23 protein-coding genes and 1 tRNA gene are annotated in these 19,504 nt (G+C 33.2%); 4 read left to right on the forward strand and 20 right to left on the reverse strand.

Going from position 1 to position 19,504, the window contains the following annotated elements; genetic code table 11:
• Nucleotides 1-126 precede the first annotated feature (126 nt).
• The 4 genes from AC2LE6_RS05290 to AC2LE6_RS05305 form a co-directional block, all read right to left on the reverse strand.
• Nucleotides 127-780: a B3/B4 domain-containing protein gene (locus tag AC2LE6_RS05290; RefSeq protein WP_484478218.1), complete on the reverse strand. Its 654-nt coding sequence runs from the start codon at nucleotides 778-780 to the stop codon at nucleotides 127-129.
• Nucleotides 780-1,964 carry an acetate/propionate family kinase gene (locus AC2LE6_RS05295; protein WP_484478219.1) on the reverse strand — a complete coding sequence of 395 codons (1,185 nt, stop codon included), beginning with the start codon at nucleotides 1,962-1,964 and terminating at the stop codon, nucleotides 780-782. The genes AC2LE6_RS05290 and AC2LE6_RS05295 overlap by 1 nt, the downstream gene beginning before the upstream one ends.
• Before the next feature lie 83 nt (nucleotides 1,965-2,047).
• Nucleotides 2,048-2,947 (reverse strand): GGDEF domain-containing protein, encoded by a 900-nt coding sequence (locus tag AC2LE6_RS05300; protein WP_484478220.1) that lies wholly within the window; start codon nucleotides 2,945-2,947, stop codon nucleotides 2,048-2,050.
• A 9-nt stretch (nucleotides 2,948-2,956) separates the two neighbouring features.
• Nucleotides 2,957-4,117, reverse strand: a complete 1,161-nt coding sequence (locus AC2LE6_RS05305) for an iron-containing alcohol dehydrogenase (RefSeq protein WP_484478221.1) — start codon at nucleotides 4,115-4,117, stop codon at nucleotides 2,957-2,959.
• Between the two features lie 103 nt (nucleotides 4,118-4,220).
• Between AC2LE6_RS05305 and AC2LE6_RS05310 the strand changes: the two genes are divergently transcribed.
• Nucleotides 4,221-4,976 (forward strand): MerR family transcriptional regulator, encoded by a 756-nt coding sequence (locus AC2LE6_RS05310; RefSeq protein WP_484478222.1) that lies wholly within the window; start codon nucleotides 4,221-4,223, stop codon nucleotides 4,974-4,976.
• A 29-nt stretch (nucleotides 4,977-5,005) separates the two neighbouring features.
• On the opposite strand, the gene AC2LE6_RS05315 is transcribed toward AC2LE6_RS05310, so the two are convergent.
• The 3 genes from AC2LE6_RS05315 to AC2LE6_RS05325 form a co-directional block, all read right to left on the reverse strand.
• Nucleotides 5,006-5,092 (reverse strand) — tRNA-Leu (locus AC2LE6_RS05315).
• Nucleotides 5,093-5,158: 66 nt separating this feature from the next.
• Entirely contained in the window at nucleotides 5,159-5,980 is an 822-nt protein-coding gene (locus tag AC2LE6_RS05320; protein WP_484478223.1) for an MBL fold metallo-hydrolase, read from the reverse strand.
• Between the two features lie 40 nt (nucleotides 5,981-6,020).
• Entirely contained in the window at nucleotides 6,021-6,317 is a 297-nt protein-coding gene (locus tag AC2LE6_RS05325; protein ID WP_484478224.1) for a YerC/YecD family TrpR-related protein, read from the reverse strand.
• Nucleotides 6,318-6,446: 129 nt separating this feature from the next.
• Here AC2LE6_RS05325 and AC2LE6_RS05330 point away from each other — a divergent pair, with 129 nt between their 5' ends.
• From AC2LE6_RS05330 to AC2LE6_RS05340, 3 genes are all read left to right on the forward strand, one after another.
• Complete coding sequence (locus AC2LE6_RS05330; RefSeq protein ID WP_484478225.1) at nucleotides 6,447-7,298, forward strand: anti-sigma-I factor RsgI family protein; 852 nt, start codon at nucleotides 6,447-6,449, stop codon at nucleotides 7,296-7,298.
• A gap of 92 nt (nucleotides 7,299-7,390) precedes the next feature.
• Nucleotides 7,391-7,915, forward strand: coding sequence for an RNA polymerase sigma factor (locus tag AC2LE6_RS05335; RefSeq protein WP_484478226.1), 525 nt, complete (start codon nucleotides 7,391-7,393; stop codon nucleotides 7,913-7,915).
• 4 nt (nucleotides 7,916-7,919) lie between these two features.
• Nucleotides 7,920-8,690: an anti-sigma-I factor RsgI family protein gene (locus tag AC2LE6_RS05340; protein ID WP_484478227.1), complete on the forward strand. Its 771-nt coding sequence runs from the start codon at nucleotides 7,920-7,922 to the stop codon at nucleotides 8,688-8,690.
• Nucleotides 8,691-8,710: 20 nt separating this feature from the next.
• On the opposite strand, the gene AC2LE6_RS05345 is transcribed toward AC2LE6_RS05340, so the two are convergent.
• The 13 genes from AC2LE6_RS05345 to AC2LE6_RS05405 are packed head-to-tail and all read right to left on the reverse strand — an operon-like array spanning nucleotide 8,711 to nucleotide 19,472.
• On the reverse strand, nucleotides 8,711-10,699 hold the full coding sequence (locus tag AC2LE6_RS05345; protein ID WP_484478228.1) for an FAD-dependent oxidoreductase: 1,989 nt from the start codon (nucleotides 10,697-10,699) through the stop codon (nucleotides 8,711-8,713).
• 8 nt (nucleotides 10,700-10,707) lie between these two features.
• Complete coding sequence (locus AC2LE6_RS05350) at nucleotides 10,708-11,814, reverse strand: NADH-quinone oxidoreductase subunit D (RefSeq protein ID WP_484478229.1); 1,107 nt, start codon at nucleotides 11,812-11,814, stop codon at nucleotides 10,708-10,710.
• On the reverse strand, nucleotides 11,814-12,401 hold the full coding sequence (locus AC2LE6_RS05355; RefSeq protein WP_484478230.1) for an NADH-quinone oxidoreductase subunit C: 588 nt from the start codon (nucleotides 12,399-12,401) through the stop codon (nucleotides 11,814-11,816). Before AC2LE6_RS05355 ends, AC2LE6_RS05350 begins: the two co-directional genes overlap by 1 nt.
• Nucleotides 12,385-12,963: an NADH-quinone oxidoreductase subunit NuoB gene (nuoB, locus tag AC2LE6_RS05360; protein WP_484478231.1), complete on the reverse strand. Its 579-nt coding sequence runs from the start codon at nucleotides 12,961-12,963 to the stop codon at nucleotides 12,385-12,387. The genes AC2LE6_RS05355 and nuoB overlap by 17 nt, the downstream gene beginning before the upstream one ends.
• Entirely contained in the window at nucleotides 12,964-13,878 is a 915-nt protein-coding gene (locus AC2LE6_RS05365) for a respiratory chain complex I subunit 1 family protein (protein ID WP_484478232.1), read from the reverse strand.
• Complete coding sequence (locus AC2LE6_RS05370; protein WP_484478233.1) at nucleotides 13,875-15,710, reverse strand: proton-conducting transporter transmembrane domain-containing protein; 1,836 nt, start codon at nucleotides 15,708-15,710, stop codon at nucleotides 13,875-13,877. Before AC2LE6_RS05370 ends, AC2LE6_RS05365 begins: the two co-directional genes overlap by 4 nt.
• On the reverse strand, nucleotides 15,710-17,095 hold the full coding sequence (locus tag AC2LE6_RS05375; protein ID WP_484478234.1) for a proton-conducting transporter transmembrane domain-containing protein: 1,386 nt from the start codon (nucleotides 17,093-17,095) through the stop codon (nucleotides 15,710-15,712). Before AC2LE6_RS05375 ends, AC2LE6_RS05370 begins: the two co-directional genes overlap by 1 nt.
• Complete coding sequence (locus AC2LE6_RS05380) at nucleotides 17,096-17,428, reverse strand: sodium:proton antiporter (RefSeq protein WP_484478235.1); 333 nt, start codon at nucleotides 17,426-17,428, stop codon at nucleotides 17,096-17,098. It lies immediately after the preceding gene.
• A gap of 1 nt (nucleotide 17,429) precedes the next feature.
• Entirely contained in the window at nucleotides 17,430-18,143 is a 714-nt protein-coding gene (mbhE, locus tag AC2LE6_RS05385) for a hydrogen gas-evolving membrane-bound hydrogenase subunit E (protein WP_484478236.1), read from the reverse strand.
• Nucleotides 18,143-18,406 (reverse strand): hydrogenase subunit MbhD domain-containing protein, encoded by a 264-nt coding sequence (locus AC2LE6_RS05390; RefSeq protein ID WP_484478237.1) that lies wholly within the window; start codon nucleotides 18,404-18,406, stop codon nucleotides 18,143-18,145. The genes mbhE and AC2LE6_RS05390 overlap by 1 nt, the downstream gene beginning before the upstream one ends.
• Nucleotides 18,396-18,728, reverse strand: coding sequence for a monovalent cation/H(+) antiporter subunit G (mnhG, locus tag AC2LE6_RS05395; RefSeq protein ID WP_484478238.1), 333 nt, complete (start codon nucleotides 18,726-18,728; stop codon nucleotides 18,396-18,398). Before mnhG ends, AC2LE6_RS05390 begins: the two co-directional genes overlap by 11 nt.
• Nucleotides 18,715-18,975, reverse strand: a complete 261-nt coding sequence (locus AC2LE6_RS05400) for a cation:proton antiporter (protein WP_484478239.1) — start codon at nucleotides 18,973-18,975, stop codon at nucleotides 18,715-18,717. The genes mnhG and AC2LE6_RS05400 overlap by 14 nt, the downstream gene beginning before the upstream one ends.
• Nucleotides 18,972-19,472: a Na+/H+ antiporter subunit E gene (locus AC2LE6_RS05405; RefSeq protein ID WP_484478240.1), complete on the reverse strand. Its 501-nt coding sequence runs from the start codon at nucleotides 19,470-19,472 to the stop codon at nucleotides 18,972-18,974. Before AC2LE6_RS05405 ends, AC2LE6_RS05400 begins: the two co-directional genes overlap by 4 nt.
• Nucleotides 19,473-19,504 lie beyond the last annotated feature (32 nt).

The raw sequence follows: 19,504 nt of genomic DNA on the forward strand, positions 1-19,504 counted from the left end.
CAAACAAATTAATGAGGAAAGCATTCCTTCCAAATAACATCAAATGGAAAACCAATGCAATATCTAAATTCGAAGATGCCACAATTCAGTTACTGCAATATAAAAAGCTCATAAAATGAGCTTTTTTTATATGATAAATGTTTTTATGTTTGATGCCTGTGCATATTCAGAATACAAATTCTTTGCAGTTTCTAATTCAGATTCTAATGATTCTTTACCTGAAAATGAAATAATCAATAGTAAGATACTATTAGTTTCATCGGTTATCATTGTACGAGTTGTATCACTCGTAACAGAACCAAATGGACCAATCGCATCTTCATATAAAGGGATATTGGTTAAGTTTAAACTTCCACGTCCTATACCTTCATACTTATCAGTTTCCTTACCTAGGCGAATCAAAACATCACCTTGGATGTTATCTTTATCTAGTACCGCAATACTTTTTCTAGTTTTTATGCTCAATATGTTTCCTAAATCAACAACATTGTTAATACGATATAGTTTATTTCCTTTGGATAATCTTCGGTACAAACTTTCAACAGCTAGCCTGTATCTTGAAGGATCTTTACCATATGTTTTATATGCATTTCTACCGTCAATAATCACTGGTAAGTTTACTACATCTTTAATATCAATTGAATCATTGATGTCTTGTTCTAGTTTTTCAATCAATCCATCAACTTTAGGTTCTCTATAAATTGACACAGTTGCTTCAAGTACACCAACGTAAAAGTTAGGTGTTTTTTCCTTTAAAACTGAATCTATTTTTATATTCATTATTTGGCTAAACGTACAGCGTCTCTTGCGATAACAACTTCTTCATTTGTTGGAAGTAAGTATAGTTTAATTTTTGAATCATCTGTGCTAATTAATCGTTCTTCTCCACGAACAAAATTACGTTCCTCGTCAATCTTAACACCTAGGGCGTGTAATCGTTTTGCGACAAGTTGTCTTGTGAATATTGCATTTTCTCCAACACCAGCTGTAAAACAAATTGCATCACAACCACCCATAGTTACATAATATGCTGCAATATAATCACAAATCATTTTAACTTGTTTTTTGACTGCCAAGAAGCTTTTTTTGTCTCCATTATGTGATGCAGTCCATAAATCTCTACTATCACTACTATTTTCACTCACTCCAATATAACCAGAGTTTTTATTTAAATCAGTTATTACTTCATTGATTGTTTTGTTTTCTTTTGTCATTATGTATTCTACAATCGCAGGATCAATATCCCCTGATCTTGTACCCATCATAATTCCAGCAAGTGGTGTGAACCCCATTGATGTATCAACACTTTTACCACCATCAACTGCACATAAACTAGCACCGTTTCCAAGGTGTAAGACGATTGTTTTTGTATCTTTGATATCTTTACCTAAAAGTTCAGCGGCACGTTCTGAGACAAATCTATGACTTGTACCATGGAACCCGTACTTACGTACACCATAGTCTTTATACCATTTGTAAGGTACTCCATATAGATATGAATCCTCTTCCATCGTTTGATGGAACGCAGTATCAAATACAGCAACACCTTTTATATGTGGTAATGCTTTTTGAAATGCTCTAATCCCAGTTAGGTTCGCTGGGTTATGAAGTGGAGCTAGATCACTCACATCTTCAATTGCTTTTATCACTTCATCAGTGATCTCAACACTATCACTAAATTGTTCTCCACCATGTACAACTCTATGTCCAACTCCATCGATTTCATCGATTGTTTTTACTACTTCTAAATCAACCAACTTGCTTAATAATAAATCAACAGCAACTGTATGATTTGGAACATCAATCTTTTCTTCAATTTTTTTTCCGTTTATTTTGATTTTGATTACTGAATTGTCAATACCAATTCTTTCTACAACACCTGAAACTAAAACAGTTTCTTTAGGCATTTCTAACAACTGAAATTTAAGGGATGAACTCCCTGCATTCACTGCGATAACTTTCATCGTATCAGCTCCTTTTTCTCCACATAAAATTGTATCATATCACTAGTTAAAAATCACTAGTAAAACAAAAAAATAGGCTAAGCCTATTTTATTGTAGATTTATTTCTTCCTGTTTGTTTTGATTGGTACATATAATTATCTGCTCGTTCTATCAATTCATTCATCGTTTCACCATTTGTATATACTGTTCCACCAATAGATACTGTAACGCTGATTGAGATTTCAGTATTATGATCGTACACGCTACTCGCACATAACAACCTTAGTTTCTCCGCAAGGATTTTCAAGCTCTTTTCATCCACACGTCTTACAACTGCGATGAATTCTTCTCCACCCCATCGACCAACAATATCGTCACCACGTAAATTTGATTTTATAGTTGCGGCGATTGTTTTTAATACTCCGTCACCAACTATATGTCCGTACGTATCGTTAACATTTTTAAACAGATCGATATCAAAAAATAAGACTCCAAATGCAACGTCAAATTTATCGTTTTCTCTGATTACATTTTCAAGATGAAAATCCAAATATCTTCTATTGTATATTTCAGTTAAAGGATCCACTACTAGAAGTTCTTTTAGTTTTCTGTTTTCTTCAAAATTATCTTTTTTAAATCTACTATCGGTAAATACTTCAATAGATGCAACAATGTTTCCTTCATTATCATATAATGGCATAGTTTTTACTGACACTGGTACCCTATGTCCTAATTTATGATGCAGAAAAACATCATTTTCATTTATTTCACCTGTTTGAAGAGTATGGTGTAAGGGGCATCCATTGTGACACAATTCATTCCCATTTGAATCAACGTGTCTTAATATATTATTGTAGCAGTGAGCATTTACAACTTCTTTACTCATGTACCCTGTAATCTTCTCAGCACCCGAATTCCAGAAAACAATCTTTCGGTTCGAATCAACCACATAAACACCTTCATACAAGTTCTTTATTATGCTATCAAAATCCATATTATACATATATAACACCTACCTATTCGATAAACCAAAGATTTCTGTTGCCACTTCTTTATTTACTTCTATTACTTGTCCAACATTACCTAAACCTAATGCGTTGTTAACAAGTAATTCTATACTATCATCGTTTACTTCTATTTCAGGTTTCATAGATACATTTGCTCCCCATGAAACAAATAAACTATCTAATCTATCTAAGACTTTAGAATACTCTAACCCATAGAATAATTCTCTACCAAGAATATCTAATCTCATTTTCATAACTTCTTTATTATATTTCAGTGCTACTCTTGCCCAATTTGTAAACAACATCGCAAGTGCATAACCATGAGTTATTCCATATTCCTTAGTAATTGCATAGCTAAGTCTATGTGTCGCCCAATCTCCAACTTTGTCAACACCAAGTATCCAATTTAATCCTATCGTTGAAGCCCAAGATAAGTTTGATCTAACCTCATAACTATTCTCACCAGCAATATATTTGTTTGTATTTTCTATAACAGATTTTATAACACCAATACTCATTAAATCAGATGTCATAGTATTTGATGTTGGACTCATAAACTGTTCTAATATATGCATAATAATATCAATACTACCCGCAATGGTATGATGTCTGTTTACTGTAAGTGTATAAGTAGGATCAATAATAGTGAACTTAGGTATACTAATTGGATACCCAACACTTCTTTTTTCTCCAGTTTCGTCATTGCTGATAACACTATTCCCATTAGTCTCTGTCCCTGTTGCAGCCAATGTGATGATTGCTCCAATTGGCAAAGATTTAAATGAATCACCTTTTCTTAAATACACATCCCAGATATCACCTTCAAAGTATACACCAAAGCCAATTGCCTTGGCACAGTCAATCACTGAGCCACCACCTGCAGCGATAATGAAATCTACATTATTGCTTTTACATATTTCAATTCCAGATCTGACACTAGAAACATCAGGATTTGGTTTCACATTCTTTTCTTCAAATACAGCAATATCCAAATCATTACAAATTGAAATTATATCACTATATAATCCACTCTTAACAATTGAACTTTTACCATATACTAACAATACGTTTTTAGCGTTACTTTCTAGTAATTCGTCTTTCAGTTTAACTATCTGTTTTTCTCCAAAAATTATCTTTGTTGGAGAGTTGTAAATGAAATTTTTCATATGCACACCTCGTTAGAACCATTATAACATAAACCAGTAATTTTTTTTGTTTTTTCTTGACCTTACCGCTACGTTAAGGTTTATAATGTAATTGGGTGATAATATGTATAAAATAAAAGAGATATCAAAAATGTCAGGTGTAACCACAAGAACACTAAGACATTACGATGAATTAGGTTTACTTAGTCCAAAAAGAGATAAAGATTCTTTGTACAGATTATATGATGAAGACAATGTAAATACTTTGCAATCCATATTGTTCTATAGGGAACTTGGATATGAATTAAAAGAGATAAAAGATATCATTTCAGAAAGTAACTTTGATATAATTGAATCACTAAATGAAATGGAAGATAAGCTTGAATCAAAAATAGAATCATATAAGAAAATACTTAAAACAATAAAGGACACAATTCAATTAAAGAAAGGAAATATAGAAATGTCAAACAATAAAAAATTCGAAGCATTCAAAGAAGCAAAATTAAAAGAAAACAATGATAAGTACGGAATAGAGTTAGAAGAAAAATACGATAAAAAATTTATGCAACAAGCCAATCAAAAATATAAGAATAAAACTGAATCTGAAATGAATCAACACAACACATTCACAGATCAAATGCACTCTGTAATGATTCAGGCAATCAAAGAAAATGATTCAAGCAGTGAGTTATCAATGAAGATGTGCGAGATGCATAAGCAGTGGTTACTGTTCTACTGGCCAACCTACACAAAAGAGGCACATTTATCTCTTACTGAAATGTACACACAAGACGAACGTTTTACTAAATATTATGATAATATTCACCCAGGATTAGCTAAGTTCCTATTCAAAGCAATGAATGTATTTATGAGTAAATAAAAAAGACAATTTCTTGTCTTTTTTTATTATGGTACCAGTAGCCGGAGTCGAACCGGCACGACCTTTCGGTCATTGGATTTTGAATCCAACGCGTCTACCAATTCCACCATACTGGCAACTGCATATTTATTATACTATAAAACTGAAGTTTTGAAACAAAAAAAATAGCATAGATTTCTATGCTATAAATTTATTTCTGTTCCTGTTTTAATTCTTTGCAAAGAATCCTTCATACGCTGTTTTAAATCCAAGTATGCTTCATCTCCGGTACAATGCCCTGTATAGTAGGTTACTTTGCCCTTTGTAGTCATCTTCTCACTAAAGTCATCTAAATACATCGTTTGTCTTAAGTTTGAAGAATCATAATGTGAAAAATGGAATCCAGCAACAACTGCAGAGAACGGTTTTTTCTCTTTCAATTCAATTGAATCGATAATATTTTCAATACCTTTATGTGAACAACCACTAAATAATACTTTGCTTTTCCCACCATATAACACAAGGTAGATTTCATGATCAAAATCATCTTGGACAAATCCATCAATTGGATCTTTCTTCAATAGAGTATCATCTTTTATGATTTGATCTACGGCTTTTACGTTGTGGTATATCTTTATCCCATTATCTATCTTTATATCATCATTCACCATAACTAGTCTTCTTGAAAAGACTGGTTTTCTTATACCAATTGGTAAATAAATCTTCTTGAAATTCTTATATAATTTTTGAAAAGCTGTTTCTTGAATATATACTTTTGCCTTTTTGTTTTTTCTCAAAAACTTACTAATTCCTCTTCCATGATCACGATGTCCATGGGAGATAATTAGATAATCTACATCCTTAATATCTACACCAAGTTTTTTGGCATTCTTGATATATTGGTTTCCTGGACCAATATCAAACAGTATTTTTCTGTGATTGTGTTCAATATAAAGACTTAATCCATGTGCAGATTTTAAATCGTTTCTGATTGAATCATTTTCCAATAAAGTCACTATTCTCACAACATCCATCTCCTTATTATATAAAAAGACCCATTAGGGCCTATTTATTCTCTAGTTTGTCAATCATCATCTTGTATCCTTTAGGTCCATACATGTAAGACTTAGAGATTTTTGATATGGTAGCTGCACTAATCCCTGTCTCTTTTTCTATTTCCTGATATGTCATTTTATTATGAATCATTTTGGCAACCATTAATCGTTGTCCGAACGCTTCAATTTCATTTATTGTACATAAATCATCAAAGAAACGATAACACTCTTCAATTGAATCTAATGAAAGAATGGCTTCAAATAATTTATCTATTTGTTCGTTTTGAACTTTATAATGATAACTCATAGTATCACCTCGATTATTATTATAACACACGAAAAAAGATAACTTTTACATTTTTTTTGATTTTTTCCATAAAAAACCACTATTTGATTGTTATATATGTGAAAAATAAAAAAAACGGAGGAATTAAAAATGAAAAAATTAAGTATTTTATTGTTTGCTGCAGTTGCAGCATTAACATTATCTGCATGTACAGGTAATGAAGCAGAAGTTCAAGGGTATTATGTATCGGTAGATATTAACCCATCAATAGAATTCGTTGTCGATGGTGAGGATAATGTGGAGTCATATATTTTCCTTAATGAAGATGCAGCTATCCTGTGTTCAGATTTAGACTTCATAGGTATGAACATTGATGACGCAGTAGAATTATTTGTTCAAACTGCCACAGAAGCTGGATACATTGATCCTGAAGGTGAAGAAAACGCAGTATTAATTACTGTACTAGGTGAAGATGGCGATGAAGAGAATTTAGACAGAGTAAGAAGTAGAATTCACGAACGTTTAAATAGACATTTCGCAAGAAGATTCATCAACGCAGTTGTATTAAGCGAAGATTTTACACAAGAAGATTTATTACTTCAAGCAGATGAACTAGGTGTGTCAGCTGGTAAACTTAAACTGGCTTTAGCCGCTCAACTTAGCGATGACACTCTAGTATTAGAAGAATTACTAGAAATGCCTGTTAAAGACATTTTAGCAATTGTTAGAGAAATTCATGGAGAAGAATTACAAGAGTTCAAAGATGGAAAAATGGAGCAATTCAGAGAAAGAAAACAAGAACGAATTGATCAGTACAAAGAAAGAGTAGATAACTACATCAATGAACATCCAGAATTGACAGATGAAGAAATAGAAGAATTAATTCAAAATGCTAGAGAACAGTTTAGACATGAAACAAGAAATCGCTGGCAAGAACGAAAAGAAGAATGGCAAAACAAAAGAGATCAAGAAGAGTGCGAAGAAGATTGCACTGAAGTATAAACGGTAATAATTTCAAATTAGGGTAGAACCCCTTCTACCCTTCCCTTCCTATCCCTAAAGAGTTATGATACAATCTAATATGAGGTGGTATTATGACCAACAAAGAACTATTCAAAATTATCAAAGCCCTCAAGAAGAATGAAATGGAGGGTTTTGATCAGTTGTATTATGCAACAAAAGATATTGTATACTATACAATACTAGCAATTATGAAGGACCCTTCTCTTAGTGAAGACATCATGCAAGATACTTACCTCACTATGTTAGAGAAAATACACTCGTTTAAGCAAAACACAAGTGTTAAATCATGGTTAACAACAATTGCTAGAAACAAATCATTAAATGAATACAAAAAAAGAAAAAGAGAACTACAAGTTGATATGTCTGAACAAGAAGGTTTATTTGGACAGACTGAAAGTTCAAGTGAAAAAGAGCTTATTGTAAGAGAAATTCTACAGAAACTTAATGAAACAGAACGAGACATTGTTGTATATAAAGTACTAGGTGATCTTACATTTAAAGAAATATCAAAGATACTTGATATTCCGCAGGGAACTGTTTCCTGGAAATACCAAGAGTCGATTAAAAAACTAAAAAATACATATGAAAGTAGGTGATACTATGAAAAATGAATTTGAAAACAAGATAGCTTCTTCTTTCGCAGAAGCTCCTGATATCTTACAAGATATTAAAAAAGATGCTAGATTTAAAGTTCCTGAAAAAGAACATCATAGTATCTTTACTTTCTTTCTACAAAACAGGTTCAAATTTAGTTTTGTCAGCATATTTGTTATCGCCTTACTATTAGTATTTGGTTCAAATATTCAAAACAATGAACAAGTATATGCTTCTACTGTTACTGTTGATATCAATCCATCCATTGAAATAACGTTGGATGAGAATGATAAAGTAATAAATGTAACAGCTCTGAATGATGATGGTGAAATCTTGATTGATCAAGACGTGAATTTTAAGAGAATGTCTATTGAAGAAGTTGTTACAATTATTGTAGATAGAGCTGTAGAACTTGGATATATTGATCCCAATGAAGTTGAAAATGTAGTATTGATTCATGTTGAGGGTGTTTCTGAAGATGTTCGAGTAAGAGTGCAAAACAAGTTCCATGAGAAAATGGACACTAGTTTTAAACGCTATGCTCCTGTAGTAAGAATCCTGAAAAGTGATGAATATGATTTAACAGACGAGCAAATTAGAACGTTGATTAGAACTGCAAATGAGTACAACATCTCACCAGGGAAACTTGTGTATGTATACAATATAGAGTTACTTGATATAGACGATGAATACTCATTACAACAGTTATCTAGAATGTCAATGAGACAATTATATCGTATTGAACAACAATTAAAACAAAAAGGAAATCAAGATTAATTGATTTCCTTTTTGTTATGTTATTTTCTAGCTTCTTGTTTTGGTGTAAATCCTGGTGTATTGTGTCTTGCAGCTTCTCTTAATTCTTTGATTTTGTCATAAGCTTTTTTATCTTTAGCTTTTTTATATAAGTAAGAATCAATTGCTTTAGCAGCTCTATGTCCATCTGCAACTCCACTAATTAAATCTGGACCACGTAAGATATCTCCACCAACGAATAACCAAGGTACATCTGCAACTTGTCCATTGTCATCAGCTTTGATTTTACCACGTTCAATTTTAACTACATCATTCAATGATTCTGGGATATAGTCGTAATCTGGAGCTTGTCCAATTGCGATATATATTTGTTTCCCAGCAATGATTTGTTCACATTCTTCATCAAATTCAGGATTGAAACGACCAGTTGGATCAAATACACATAAACATTTCCATAAACGAAGACCTGTTACTTGTCCGTTTTTCTGCATAACTTCTTGAGGACCGTTACCACAGAAGAACTCAACACCTTCTTCTCCACCTTCAATTAATTCATCCATTGAAGCAGGAAGTGCATCTTCATTTTCAAGTGATGTTAATTTAACATCTGTTTTACCGTATTTAAGCATTTGTAATCTAGTAGCAGATCTTGCGCAGTCAAATGCAACATCTCCACCACCAATGATTACTACTGATTCAGCTACATCAATATCTTCAAGTTTTAAAACACCACGTTCGAAGTCTCTTACTTGTGGTAAGAAGTCCATCGCACCGATAACGTCTTTATGATCCGCCCCAGGAATGTTCAAGTTTCTTGCTTTGAAGAACCCTGTTCCTAAGAATACTGAATCATAATCTTTTTCAAGTTGTTCCATTGAAACATCTTTACCAACACGTTTGTTTGTTAAGATGTTAACACCAATAGATTTAATGAAATCGATATCTTTATCAATTGAAGTATCTGGTAATCTGTAAGCCGGGATACCATAACGCATAACCCCACCAGCTAAATCTTTTTCTTCATAAACATCTACATTATAACCCATTAAACGTAAGTAGTATGCAGCACCAAGTCCAGCAGGACCAGATCCAACAACTGCTACTTTAGCATCAATCACTTCACTAACAGGTTCTGATAAGATTTTTTCATACATATCTTTAGGTGCACTATCGATGATGTAACGTTTCAGCCATCTGATTGCTATAGCTTCACCATTTACAGCGATTGAACATGATGTTTCACAGTTATGTGTACAAACTCTTCCACAAACTCCAGGTAATGGATTTGTTTCATAGATTTGACGTAATCCTGCTTCTACATCGTTTTCCCATATGCTTTTGATATATGCTGGAATATGCATTTGAACTGGACATGATGAAGTACAAACACCACATTCAACACAACGTGCTGCTTCAGCCATTGCGTATTCTCTACTATATCCTTTTACTACTTCAACAAAAGAAGATTTACGATCGCTTGGTAATACATGATCCATATGAACTCTTTCTTTTGCTAATAAGTTAGACGCTTCATCTTTAGCCCATCCAACTTCAACTTCTTCACCTAAGAATGTTGATTTAGGTAAGAATTTAAAGTTATCTGCTTCATCACTTGCGTATATATATTCTTTACTCATTGTTAATGAATCTGTCGTACATGTATCAACACATAACGCACAGAAACAACATCTACCATAATCAATTGTTGGTCTAAGTTGGAATGAACCTTCTTTGTCAGGAACGTCTAAACGTTCTACCATTTCAATTGCTTTTGTAGGACAGATATCTTCACATGTTCCACAACCAATACATTGTTCCCAATCATTAGTATGGAATCCACGCAAATATCCTGGTGCTTTTCTTGGTGATGATTCTTTTTTTGATTTTAGTTTTAAGAATGTGTCTTTTCTTAATACTTCTCTATTTTTCTTTGTAAATATGTCTTCAAAGTCGTGTGAGACTGGTTTCTTAAATAAATATTTCCATAATCTAAATGGATTGAATAAGCTTACTGTTCTATATTTTTTCATCTTCATACCTACCTATCAATCTCCGGTGAACATACACCCATAGTATCTACCCATAAAGCAGCATCATCAATTCTTGTACCAGGTAAATATTTCTCTATACCTAATAATCCTTGAGGATAACTTGCTCCACGAACACCGACTCTATAAGGATGTGTTCCTCCGTTACTTACCATATAATATCCAAATTCACCACGACTTGATTCTACAACACTATATACATGACCTTTTGGAAGAGTCCATCTCATTGATTGTCCTTGTGCCATTGGCACTCTAACTGGACCTTCAGGTATTTTATCAAGACATTGTCTGATAATACCAATTGATTGAACTACTTCTTTTAATTTAATATCTACACGACTACGTGCATCACTATAATCTGAAACTGGAACATCAAATTCTACTTGATCATAACGTGCATATGGCATTACTTTTCTAATGTCATATGGTTTATTTACAGCAGATCTCATACCAGGTCCTGTAACACCTAATTCCCAAACTACATGTTCAGGAAGCATAATTGTATCTTTAATACGAGGAATAAATGTAGGATTCTCAATACCTAAATCACGGTATTCAGTATATCTACTTTCTAAATCATCTAAGAACGCATGAATATCCTTTTCGATTCCAACAGGAAGATCTTTACGAACTCCACCAGGAACGATATATTGATGATAAATTCTGTGACCAGAAATTTGTTCAAAGATATCTAAGATACTATTTCTATCAGCATGAGCATGATACATAAGAGTGTAGTTACCTGTTGGGCTTCCTAAACCACCATATGCCATCATATGTATACTGATTCTAGCTAATTCTAATACAATCATTCTAATCCAATGAGCACGTTCAGGAACTTCTATACCAGCAAGTTTCTCTGCTCCCATTGCGAATGCCATTTCATTTATATCTGGTTCAACAACACATACTCTAGGTATTAGAGAAATATTGTTTACCCATGAGTGACGTTCCATACCTTTTTCAAATCCACGATGCAACATCCCTGGAAGTAAGTAAGAACGTGTAATGATATCACCTTCAACAAACATATGAATTGATGCATTACCATGCATACCTGGATGTTGAGGTCCTAAAAATAATTTAAGTTCTCTCATTATTTATTCCCTCTCTTTCCAACTTGTTCAATTCTTTCTGCTCTTTTGATACGATCCTTTTGTTTTGACTTTTGACCGTTTAATTCTACAAAATCATTTGTATATTCGCGTACAGGGAACTTTCTATCACTGTATGCTTTTGGATCAAAATCTTTTCTAAGAGGTGGCATATCATCCCATTCTTCTAGAACCAACTGTAGTTCGTGGTCAGGGTTACCCGGGAACTTAATCCCAAACATTTCATGAACTTCACGTTCATAATATTTACACCCTTCAAAGATTGGCATAATACTATTCATTACTGGGTTTTCTCTATCTATTCTTGTACGTATTTGAATATGAACAGGACGATCCCAGTTGAATACGATATAAACTATTTCGAATTCATTTTCATCTATCCAGTCAATAGCACTTAAGTATGATAACTGCTTCCAACCTTCAAGTTTTAATTCAGATAGTAATCTATGAACATCTTCTTGAACAACTTCAAAACTCATTTGATATTGATCAATTACTTCTGTCTTTTTAACTTTGTATTTTTCCTCTACTAGGGACTTTAAAAAGTCTACATTACTGATGGAATTCATCTTTAACTCGTACCTCCCCTAGTGCATCGATTTGGTTCTTCTTATACCATTCATTATTTGAATGATATCTTTTCCAACCGTCTGCTTTTTTATTTTTAATTAATTCGATTAAATCAACAAATCCATTCATTACTGCTTCTGTATTTGGCATACATCCAGCAACATAACTATCAACTGGAATGTATTGATCTAACTGATTAATAACGGCATGTGAATCATGGTAGATTCCTCCGTTTATAGTACAGCTACCAAAACCAACTACATATTTTGGTTCACTCATTTGTTCATATGTATAGATTAAACGTCTCAAAGTTTTTAAAGATAAGTATCCAGTTACTAATAAAACATCTGCTTGTCTAGGTGTAGCCATTGGCCCCATTCCTAAACGTTCCATATCATATGCTGAAGTCATTGCCGGTGGTAATTCAATAGCACAACATCCTGTACAATACATTAACATCCATAGTGAGTTACGTCTGAAGAAATCTCCGATTTCCCACCATTTTCTATCAACTTGTTTTTTTGATAACGCAACGTGTTGCGTATATTTAGTAGATTCCATTTAAATCACCCACCCTAAGTGTATAACTGCCATTGCTTGTAATACCGCAAGTAATAATGGCCATTTATAGAAGAATACAACTACTTGATCAATTTTGAAACGACCAAATATATTGCTTACTAAGTTCATAACTGCATATACAATAAAGTATTTGATTAAGAACATTATAATATTTTCTGCTCCACCTAAGAATAAGTGTACGAATAAACTTACTTCGATGAAGATTGTAATTTCGTGCATGATAAATAACATACCAAGTTGTTTTCCACCATATTCAACCATAGGTCCAGATGCGATTTCCGCTGGAGCTATATACGTTTCAAATGGTTTCTTACCAAGCATACCCATTAATGACATCGTAGCTACGATAAATCCAATTGGCATAGCGATCATAAACCAGTTATTACCTGCCATTTGTTGCCATGCTGCGATACCTGTTAAGCTTGAAGTTCCAGTTACTTTTATGATTGTCATAACGATAATCATAAACGGAATTTCATACGCCAACATCGTAGTTAATGCTCTCATAACACCGATACTAGCAAATGGATTACCACTACCACTAGCACTCATTGCCATACCTAACATACCTACTGCAATTAAGTAAACAAAGATAAAGAAGTTATCAAACTCAGAAAATGCTACTAAATCTTGAGTAATTGGCATGAACATCGCTGTAGCAATGATTCCACCAACTGCCATGATTACACCAAAGTCGAATATCCAACCATGTGACGTAGCTCTTTTACTTAATAATTTAAATATATCTAAAAACTCTTGATACCATTTTGGTCCTCTTCTTTTTTGTAGACGTGCTGCAAATTTACGGTTTATTCCACCAAGTGCAGTTTGCCAAACAAATCCAAAGAATGCTACTCCAAAACCAAATAGTACACTCATCATTATTTCTCTCATACTACGTCACCCCACAATAAGAATACAAGTAATGCTACAATCCAGAAGACTGTAATCTCAGGTTTGTTTGTGAAGAAGAAATACTTCATAAATGCCCCAAATTCTTTTACTTTATTTGCCAATGATTTATAGAAGTTTTTCATTATGTGAATGTATTTCTCATATAATCTTTCAAGTGGTGCATAGAAATCAACACTGTAATGTAGTAACTCTTCTGTATAAACAAAGTTACCTGCTGTATAAGTATCCATTAAGTCTACTTTTTTAGATTTCTTCAATACGATAAATATGATAAATGCTACAAACACACCAAATCCAAATACTCCAGCAATTAACAATGGATTTAACATACTGTTTCCATTCCAACCTTGAATACTGAATCCATCCATTATGATATTGTAATTTAACTGCATATCAGTAAAGATACCATTAATGAATTTGATTATTTGTCCAGGTAATACACCTGTATAAACATTTAGTAATGATAAAATCAACATCGGTAACATCATGAAGAAAGGAACTTCCTTAACTGTTTTCTTAAACTGTGGCAACTCTTGTCCTAAGAACAATGCTGCAAGCGGTCTAAATACATATAAGAAACTACCAATACTACCAAAGAATGTAGCAATTGCGATTATAACCATTCCTTTATTCATTACTGATTGGAAGATCATCCATTTACTTATGAATCCACCCATTGGAGGAATACCTGCCATTGAGATGATTGCGATTAAGTACACCATATAAGTAACTGGCATTTTATGAATAATTCCACCAAGTTCTTTCATTTTAGTTGTACCTGTAATTCTAGCTACTGCTGCGATTGCTAAGAATGCTGCAGTTGAAGCTAGTGCATGCGCTACTATATGGTATAAACCACCAGCAATACCTTGTGATGTTAACATAGCGAATCCAACTAAGATATAACCACCATTACTCATAGAAGAGTAAGCTAGTAATTTTTTTGCATCATCTTGTCTGATTGCCATCAATGTACCAAATACAATTGTCATTGCTCCTAAAGTTGCAATAACCATTTGTCCAAAGTACATATCAATTGTAGGAATCATAAATCCAATTCCACCCATATTAACTATAGCTAGTAATGCAACGAATGCACCTAACTTCTCAAGTCCACCACTAAATACTGCAGTTACGGGATCAGGAGCGTTTGTTAATACTTTTGGTAACCATATATGAAGTGGGAATGCACCTAGTTTAGTAAATGCTGCACCACTCATTAATATAAATACTGCTATTTGAGTTCCGCCTGTTACATTACTGATATTAGATATATGGAAACTTCCAGTTGCATTGAATATCAATAAGATAGCAAATAACAACATGAAACTTCCAGCTGCACTAAATCCGTAGTACCAAGAAGCTGCTTTTCTACTTCTTCCCATTGGGATTAGGAATAAACTTGTCCAAACAACAAATTCAAAGAAGAAGAATAAATATAATAAGTCAGAACTGAAGAATACTCCAATTGCTCCAGCTAAACTGAACATAAATAACATTGAGTATAACGCTGGGTACTTATATTGTTTTATGAAGAATGGATTAAAGAATGAAACCATTGCGAATACAAATGATACGATAATCGCGAAGAATAATCCAAACTGTGAAATCTCAAATGTTGCAAACGTTAGATACTCAGTATCACCAAGTAGTTCACCACTATAACCAAGATATGTAATCCCACCAAAGATAGCTAAACTACCAATGATTGTCATAATACTACCTAGTTCTTTATGAAGTTTTCCTATAACATAAGCCATTAATCCAAACGCTAACGCGGCAAGGATAAAAATCTCAATACTTAATTCCATTATAAGACACCTCCAACAATTGATTTTAATGTCTCTGCTATTGCTTCAACTTCACCATTGAATAATCCAAATACGATTAAGGCAAGTGCTAACACTGCAACAACGTATTTAAATAATGGAGTAAAGTTTACTTTTACAGTTGATTCTTTGTACCATAATTTTGTTAATAACTTAACAAAGTATACACCTTCAATTACACTCGCTACTAAGATAATAATAGGGAATATGAAGTTTCCACCTGGTAAATTACTTACAAATGCCGGATGGAAGAATCCTGTTAAACTTTTCATTTTAACAACGAATCCGAAGAATAAAGGTAATCCAAGAATACTTAATGCTGCAACAGTGAATGATACACCAATAAGTTTATTGTTAACGAACGATCCTTTTAATTGATCCATTTCGTCATTTCCTACTTCTTCAGTTAATCTATTAACAACACCGAATAAGATAAACTTGCTTACTCCATTTGCAATCGCAAACATCGTAGCCCAGTTCCCTAATCCAACTGTAAATAATAAAATAACAATTCCTGCTTGAGCGATACTTGAATAAAGAAGAATCTCTCTCGCTTTTGTTGATGCATACGCCATTGCTTCACCAGCTAAGATCGTAAGACCTAATACAAGGGCAACGATTACCGCTAATGTTCCATCAATAACGAATACATTTGCTAATAACTTACCAAACACTAATCCAATCGCAGTTGCGTACACAGATGCAATCATAGCTCCTGATAAATTATTACTATGTCCAAGTATACCTTTAACCCATGAGTTAAATGGTAATAACTTAGCTTCTACTCCAAGACCAATAAACATTAATAAGAATGGGAATAATGTATATGCACCATTCGCTTGAACGAATGTAGCCATATCAGCCATATTCAATGTTCCAGCCATGTTGTATAAAATAATTAATCCTAGTAAGTATAAAATACTTCCCACAGTTCCAGCTACTAAGTAGTTGAACGTTTGAAGTGGTTTTTTATTTGTAGTTGTAATTAAGTATGCTGCAATACCACTGATTTCAATGAACACGAATAAGTTGAATAAATCACCTGTAAGTAATAATCCATTTAATCCAGCTAATGCAACCAATAAGATTGAAGATAACTTCTTATACTTAGCTATATTTACCGCAACAACTAAGAAGAATAATCCGTTTACTGCATATAAACTAGTTAATGTGAATGTATTCACTTCTAATGTAATACCAAATGGAGGCATGAATCCTCCAATGATTACCTGACCTGGTTCGATGAAGTAAATTGCTACTAGCGTAAATAAACTAACAAGTAATAGTAAGTATGGAGAAACTTTTTTCATCAAAATACTAATGAATGCAGTTAATAATGGAACTGCAATTAATAATATAGCACTCATTTAATTTTCCCCCATTTCATCAAGTTCAAAAGTACCGTACTTTTGATATATTTTTCTAGCAAGGGCAAGTCCTAATGCAGTTGTCCCAACACCGATAACGATAGCTGTTAACACTAACGCTTGTGGTAATGGATCTACAAAACTTGGGTTTGCTGGTGTTGCACTTGTAAAGATTGGAGCAAGTCCATCTTTAAAGTAACCAACACTTATAATAAATAGGTTTAACCCTATTTCCATTATGTTTAATGAAATAATGATTTTAATTACATTTCTTTGTGTAAGTAAACCGTATAGTCCTAACACGATTAGGATAATAGCTGCGTATTGTAACATATTACATTACCTCCTCTGTTAAGAAATTATCGATAACGCCACTGATTTCAGATCCAACTTTTAGACCGATTAATATATATACAATTGGGATGATTCCTGCAGATAATAAATCACCTACAACACCGTTATTCAACCAGTTCTCTAAGAAGAAATCTGCCATAAATAATCCAGCAATACCAATTAACACATATAATGTTCCAGCAACACTTTCTAATATTTTGAATCCTTTTATTTTAGCTCTAAACGTATCATCTGCTAAATATAAAAGCAACATACTACTTGCAATCATAGTCCCACCAGGGAACCCTCCACCAGGAGTTAAATGACCATGAATAGTAACATATACACCAGTCATTAAGATGATTCCAAATAATGCTTTTGATCCAATTCTTAACATAAAGTTAGGATGGAAATCTAATTCCAAACGTTTTTGTTTTTTACCACCAAGTAGTAAAGCAACACCTAAGCTCGATACGAATAATACTGTAATCTCTCCTAAAGTATCAAATGAACGGAAATCTGCAACGATTGAAGTAACAATATTCGCAGCTCCACTTTCAGGGTTTTCTTCACCGTATTCACGGTTATCATACTCTTCACTGTCTCTACCTGTAACATCTTCACCATATTGGTTAAACATTGTATTACCTTGTAAAGATAGGATAATTAAAGCACCAAGTCCTAGTGCTACTAATAATGCTAAAAAGTTCTTCATTATTTAACACCTACCTTTTTTGTAGCTAATAATGTAAAGACAAATAAACTTGTAACAAGTCCACTACCGATTACTGCTTCTGTAACTGCAACATCAGGAGCTTGCATAACAACAAAACCAATTACACTTAACATGCTTAATGCAGATAAGAACATAACGGCTTTGATTAAAGACTTACTATTTATTGCTAAGAAGGCTAAGGAAATCATGAATACTGCGATTACGATTTCAAGTACCATTATCAAATCGATATTATCGAACATCTTCAGTACCTCCTAATAATTCCTTTAAATCATCTTGCACAACGTTTGATGGTGCACCTTGTGCTTTATACGATGCTTTTGCTAATACACTACTACCAATTGGATTGCTTATTGCGATAAACACAATAATTAGTCCTACTTTTAATAACCATGTAGGATTCGCAATTCCAACACCTAGTAAGATGGCAAATGCACCTAAAGTTGTTGCTTTTGTTCCTGCTTGTATACGATTAAATACATCAGGCATACGTAATACTCCAAGTCCACCTAAAAGATAAAATAGACCACCAATAATTAAAAATACTTGACTAGCGATTTCCATGTTTACCCTCCAAATATCTACCAAAGACTACAGTTTCCATAAACGCTAAGATAGCATAAACGATAGCTATATCTAAGAATAGTTGATTGTCAAAAGTGAAAGCAAGTAACGAAATAAGTCCGATCGTAATTACATTAAGTGTATCTAATGCAACGACTCTATCCGATACAGAAGGTCCTTTGATTAAACGAATAACTGCAAAGAACATACCCAGTCCTACTAATCCAAATACGATTGCATTGATCATTTAAAAATCACCCCTAACAACTTCTCAAATCTTGCTGAAATATTTTTCTTGTTCTCTTCTGGTGTTTTACCTTTAACATCAACAGTGTGAATATAAATATCATTCCCATCAACATCAATAGATAATGTACCAGGTGTTAGTGTTATTGAATTTGCAAGCGTTAGCTTCGCAAAATCGCCTTCTAATTCTGTGTCTATCTTAACAAACCCAGGATTTAAAGGGATTTTTGGACTTAATACTCTTCTTGCTACATCGAAATTAGCTAAGATTAACGCCCAAACGAATACTGGAATGTATGCAAATACAAACACTAGAAGTCTGATTGGAAACTTATAATCAATCGTGTAATTTACATAATTCGCTAGAATAAATGTAAGTACAGCACTGACTAACGCTCCAAGCACTAATTCTTGTACAAACTGCTCAACATTACCAACTAGTCCAACTAGTCCAAGGTAAGAAAGCAATAAAACAAGAAACGTTGCTACATACTTCATAAGTAATCCTCCTCTATATAAATTATTTTATA

The organism is Candidatus Izemoplasma sp., assembly GCF_982632705.1.

Excerpts from the sequence above, each read along its gene's own strand:
- AC2LE6_RS05290 (WP_484478218.1), bottom strand. The coding sequence starts at position 780 with ATGAATATAAAAATAGATTCAGTTTTAAAGGAAAAAACACCTAACTTT.
- AC2LE6_RS05295 (WP_484478219.1), bottom strand. The coding sequence starts at position 1,964 with ATGAAAGTTATCGCAGTGAATGCAGGGAGTTCATCCCTTAAATTTCAG.
- AC2LE6_RS05300 (WP_484478220.1), bottom strand. The coding sequence starts at position 2,947 with ATGTATAATATGGATTTTGATAGCATAATAAAGAACTTGTATGAAGGT.
- AC2LE6_RS05305 (WP_484478221.1), bottom strand. The coding sequence starts at position 4,117 with ATGAAAAATTTCATTTACAACTCTCCAACAAAGATAATTTTTGGAGAA.
- AC2LE6_RS05310 (WP_484478222.1), top strand. The coding sequence starts at position 4,221 with ATGTATAAAATAAAAGAGATATCAAAAATGTCAGGTGTAACCACAAGA.
- AC2LE6_RS05325 (WP_484478224.1), bottom strand. The coding sequence starts at position 6,317 with ATGAGTTATCATTATAAAGTTCAAAACGAACAAATAGATAAATTATTT.
- AC2LE6_RS05330 (WP_484478225.1), top strand. The coding sequence starts at position 6,447 with ATGAAAAAATTAAGTATTTTATTGTTTGCTGCAGTTGCAGCATTAACA.
- AC2LE6_RS05335 (WP_484478226.1), top strand. The coding sequence starts at position 7,391 with ATGACCAACAAAGAACTATTCAAAATTATCAAAGCCCTCAAGAAGAAT.
- AC2LE6_RS05340 (WP_484478227.1), top strand. The coding sequence starts at position 7,920 with ATGAAAAATGAATTTGAAAACAAGATAGCTTCTTCTTTCGCAGAAGCT.
- AC2LE6_RS05345 (WP_484478228.1), bottom strand. The coding sequence starts at position 10,699 with ATGAAAAAATATAGAACAGTAAGCTTATTCAATCCATTTAGATTATGG.
- AC2LE6_RS05350 (WP_484478229.1), bottom strand. The coding sequence starts at position 11,814 with ATGAGAGAACTTAAATTATTTTTAGGACCTCAACATCCAGGTATGCAT.
- AC2LE6_RS05355 (WP_484478230.1), bottom strand. The coding sequence starts at position 12,401 with ATGAATTCCATCAGTAATGTAGACTTTTTAAAGTCCCTAGTAGAGGAA.
- nuoB (WP_484478231.1), bottom strand. The coding sequence starts at position 12,963 with ATGGAATCTACTAAATATACGCAACACGTTGCGTTATCAAAAAAACAA.
- AC2LE6_RS05365 (WP_484478232.1), bottom strand. The coding sequence starts at position 13,878 with ATGAGAGAAATAATGATGAGTGTACTATTTGGTTTTGGAGTAGCATTC.
- AC2LE6_RS05370 (WP_484478233.1), bottom strand. The coding sequence starts at position 15,710 with ATGGAATTAAGTATTGAGATTTTTATCCTTGCCGCGTTAGCGTTTGGA.
- AC2LE6_RS05375 (WP_484478234.1), bottom strand. The coding sequence starts at position 17,095 with ATGAGTGCTATATTATTAATTGCAGTTCCATTATTAACTGCATTCATT.
- AC2LE6_RS05380 (WP_484478235.1), bottom strand. The coding sequence starts at position 17,428 with ATGTTACAATACGCAGCTATTATCCTAATCGTGTTAGGACTATACGGT.
- mbhE (WP_484478236.1), bottom strand. The coding sequence starts at position 18,143 with ATGAAGAACTTTTTAGCATTATTAGTAGCACTAGGACTTGGTGCTTTA.
- AC2LE6_RS05390 (WP_484478237.1), bottom strand. The coding sequence starts at position 18,406 with ATGTTCGATAATATCGATTTGATAATGGTACTTGAAATCGTAATCGCA.
- mnhG (WP_484478238.1), bottom strand. The coding sequence starts at position 18,728 with ATGGAAATCGCTAGTCAAGTATTTTTAATTATTGGTGGTCTATTTTAT.
- AC2LE6_RS05400 (WP_484478239.1), bottom strand. The coding sequence starts at position 18,975 with ATGATCAATGCAATCGTATTTGGATTAGTAGGACTGGGTATGTTCTTT.
- AC2LE6_RS05405 (WP_484478240.1), bottom strand. The coding sequence starts at position 19,472 with ATGAAGTATGTAGCAACGTTTCTTGTTTTATTGCTTTCTTACCTTGGA.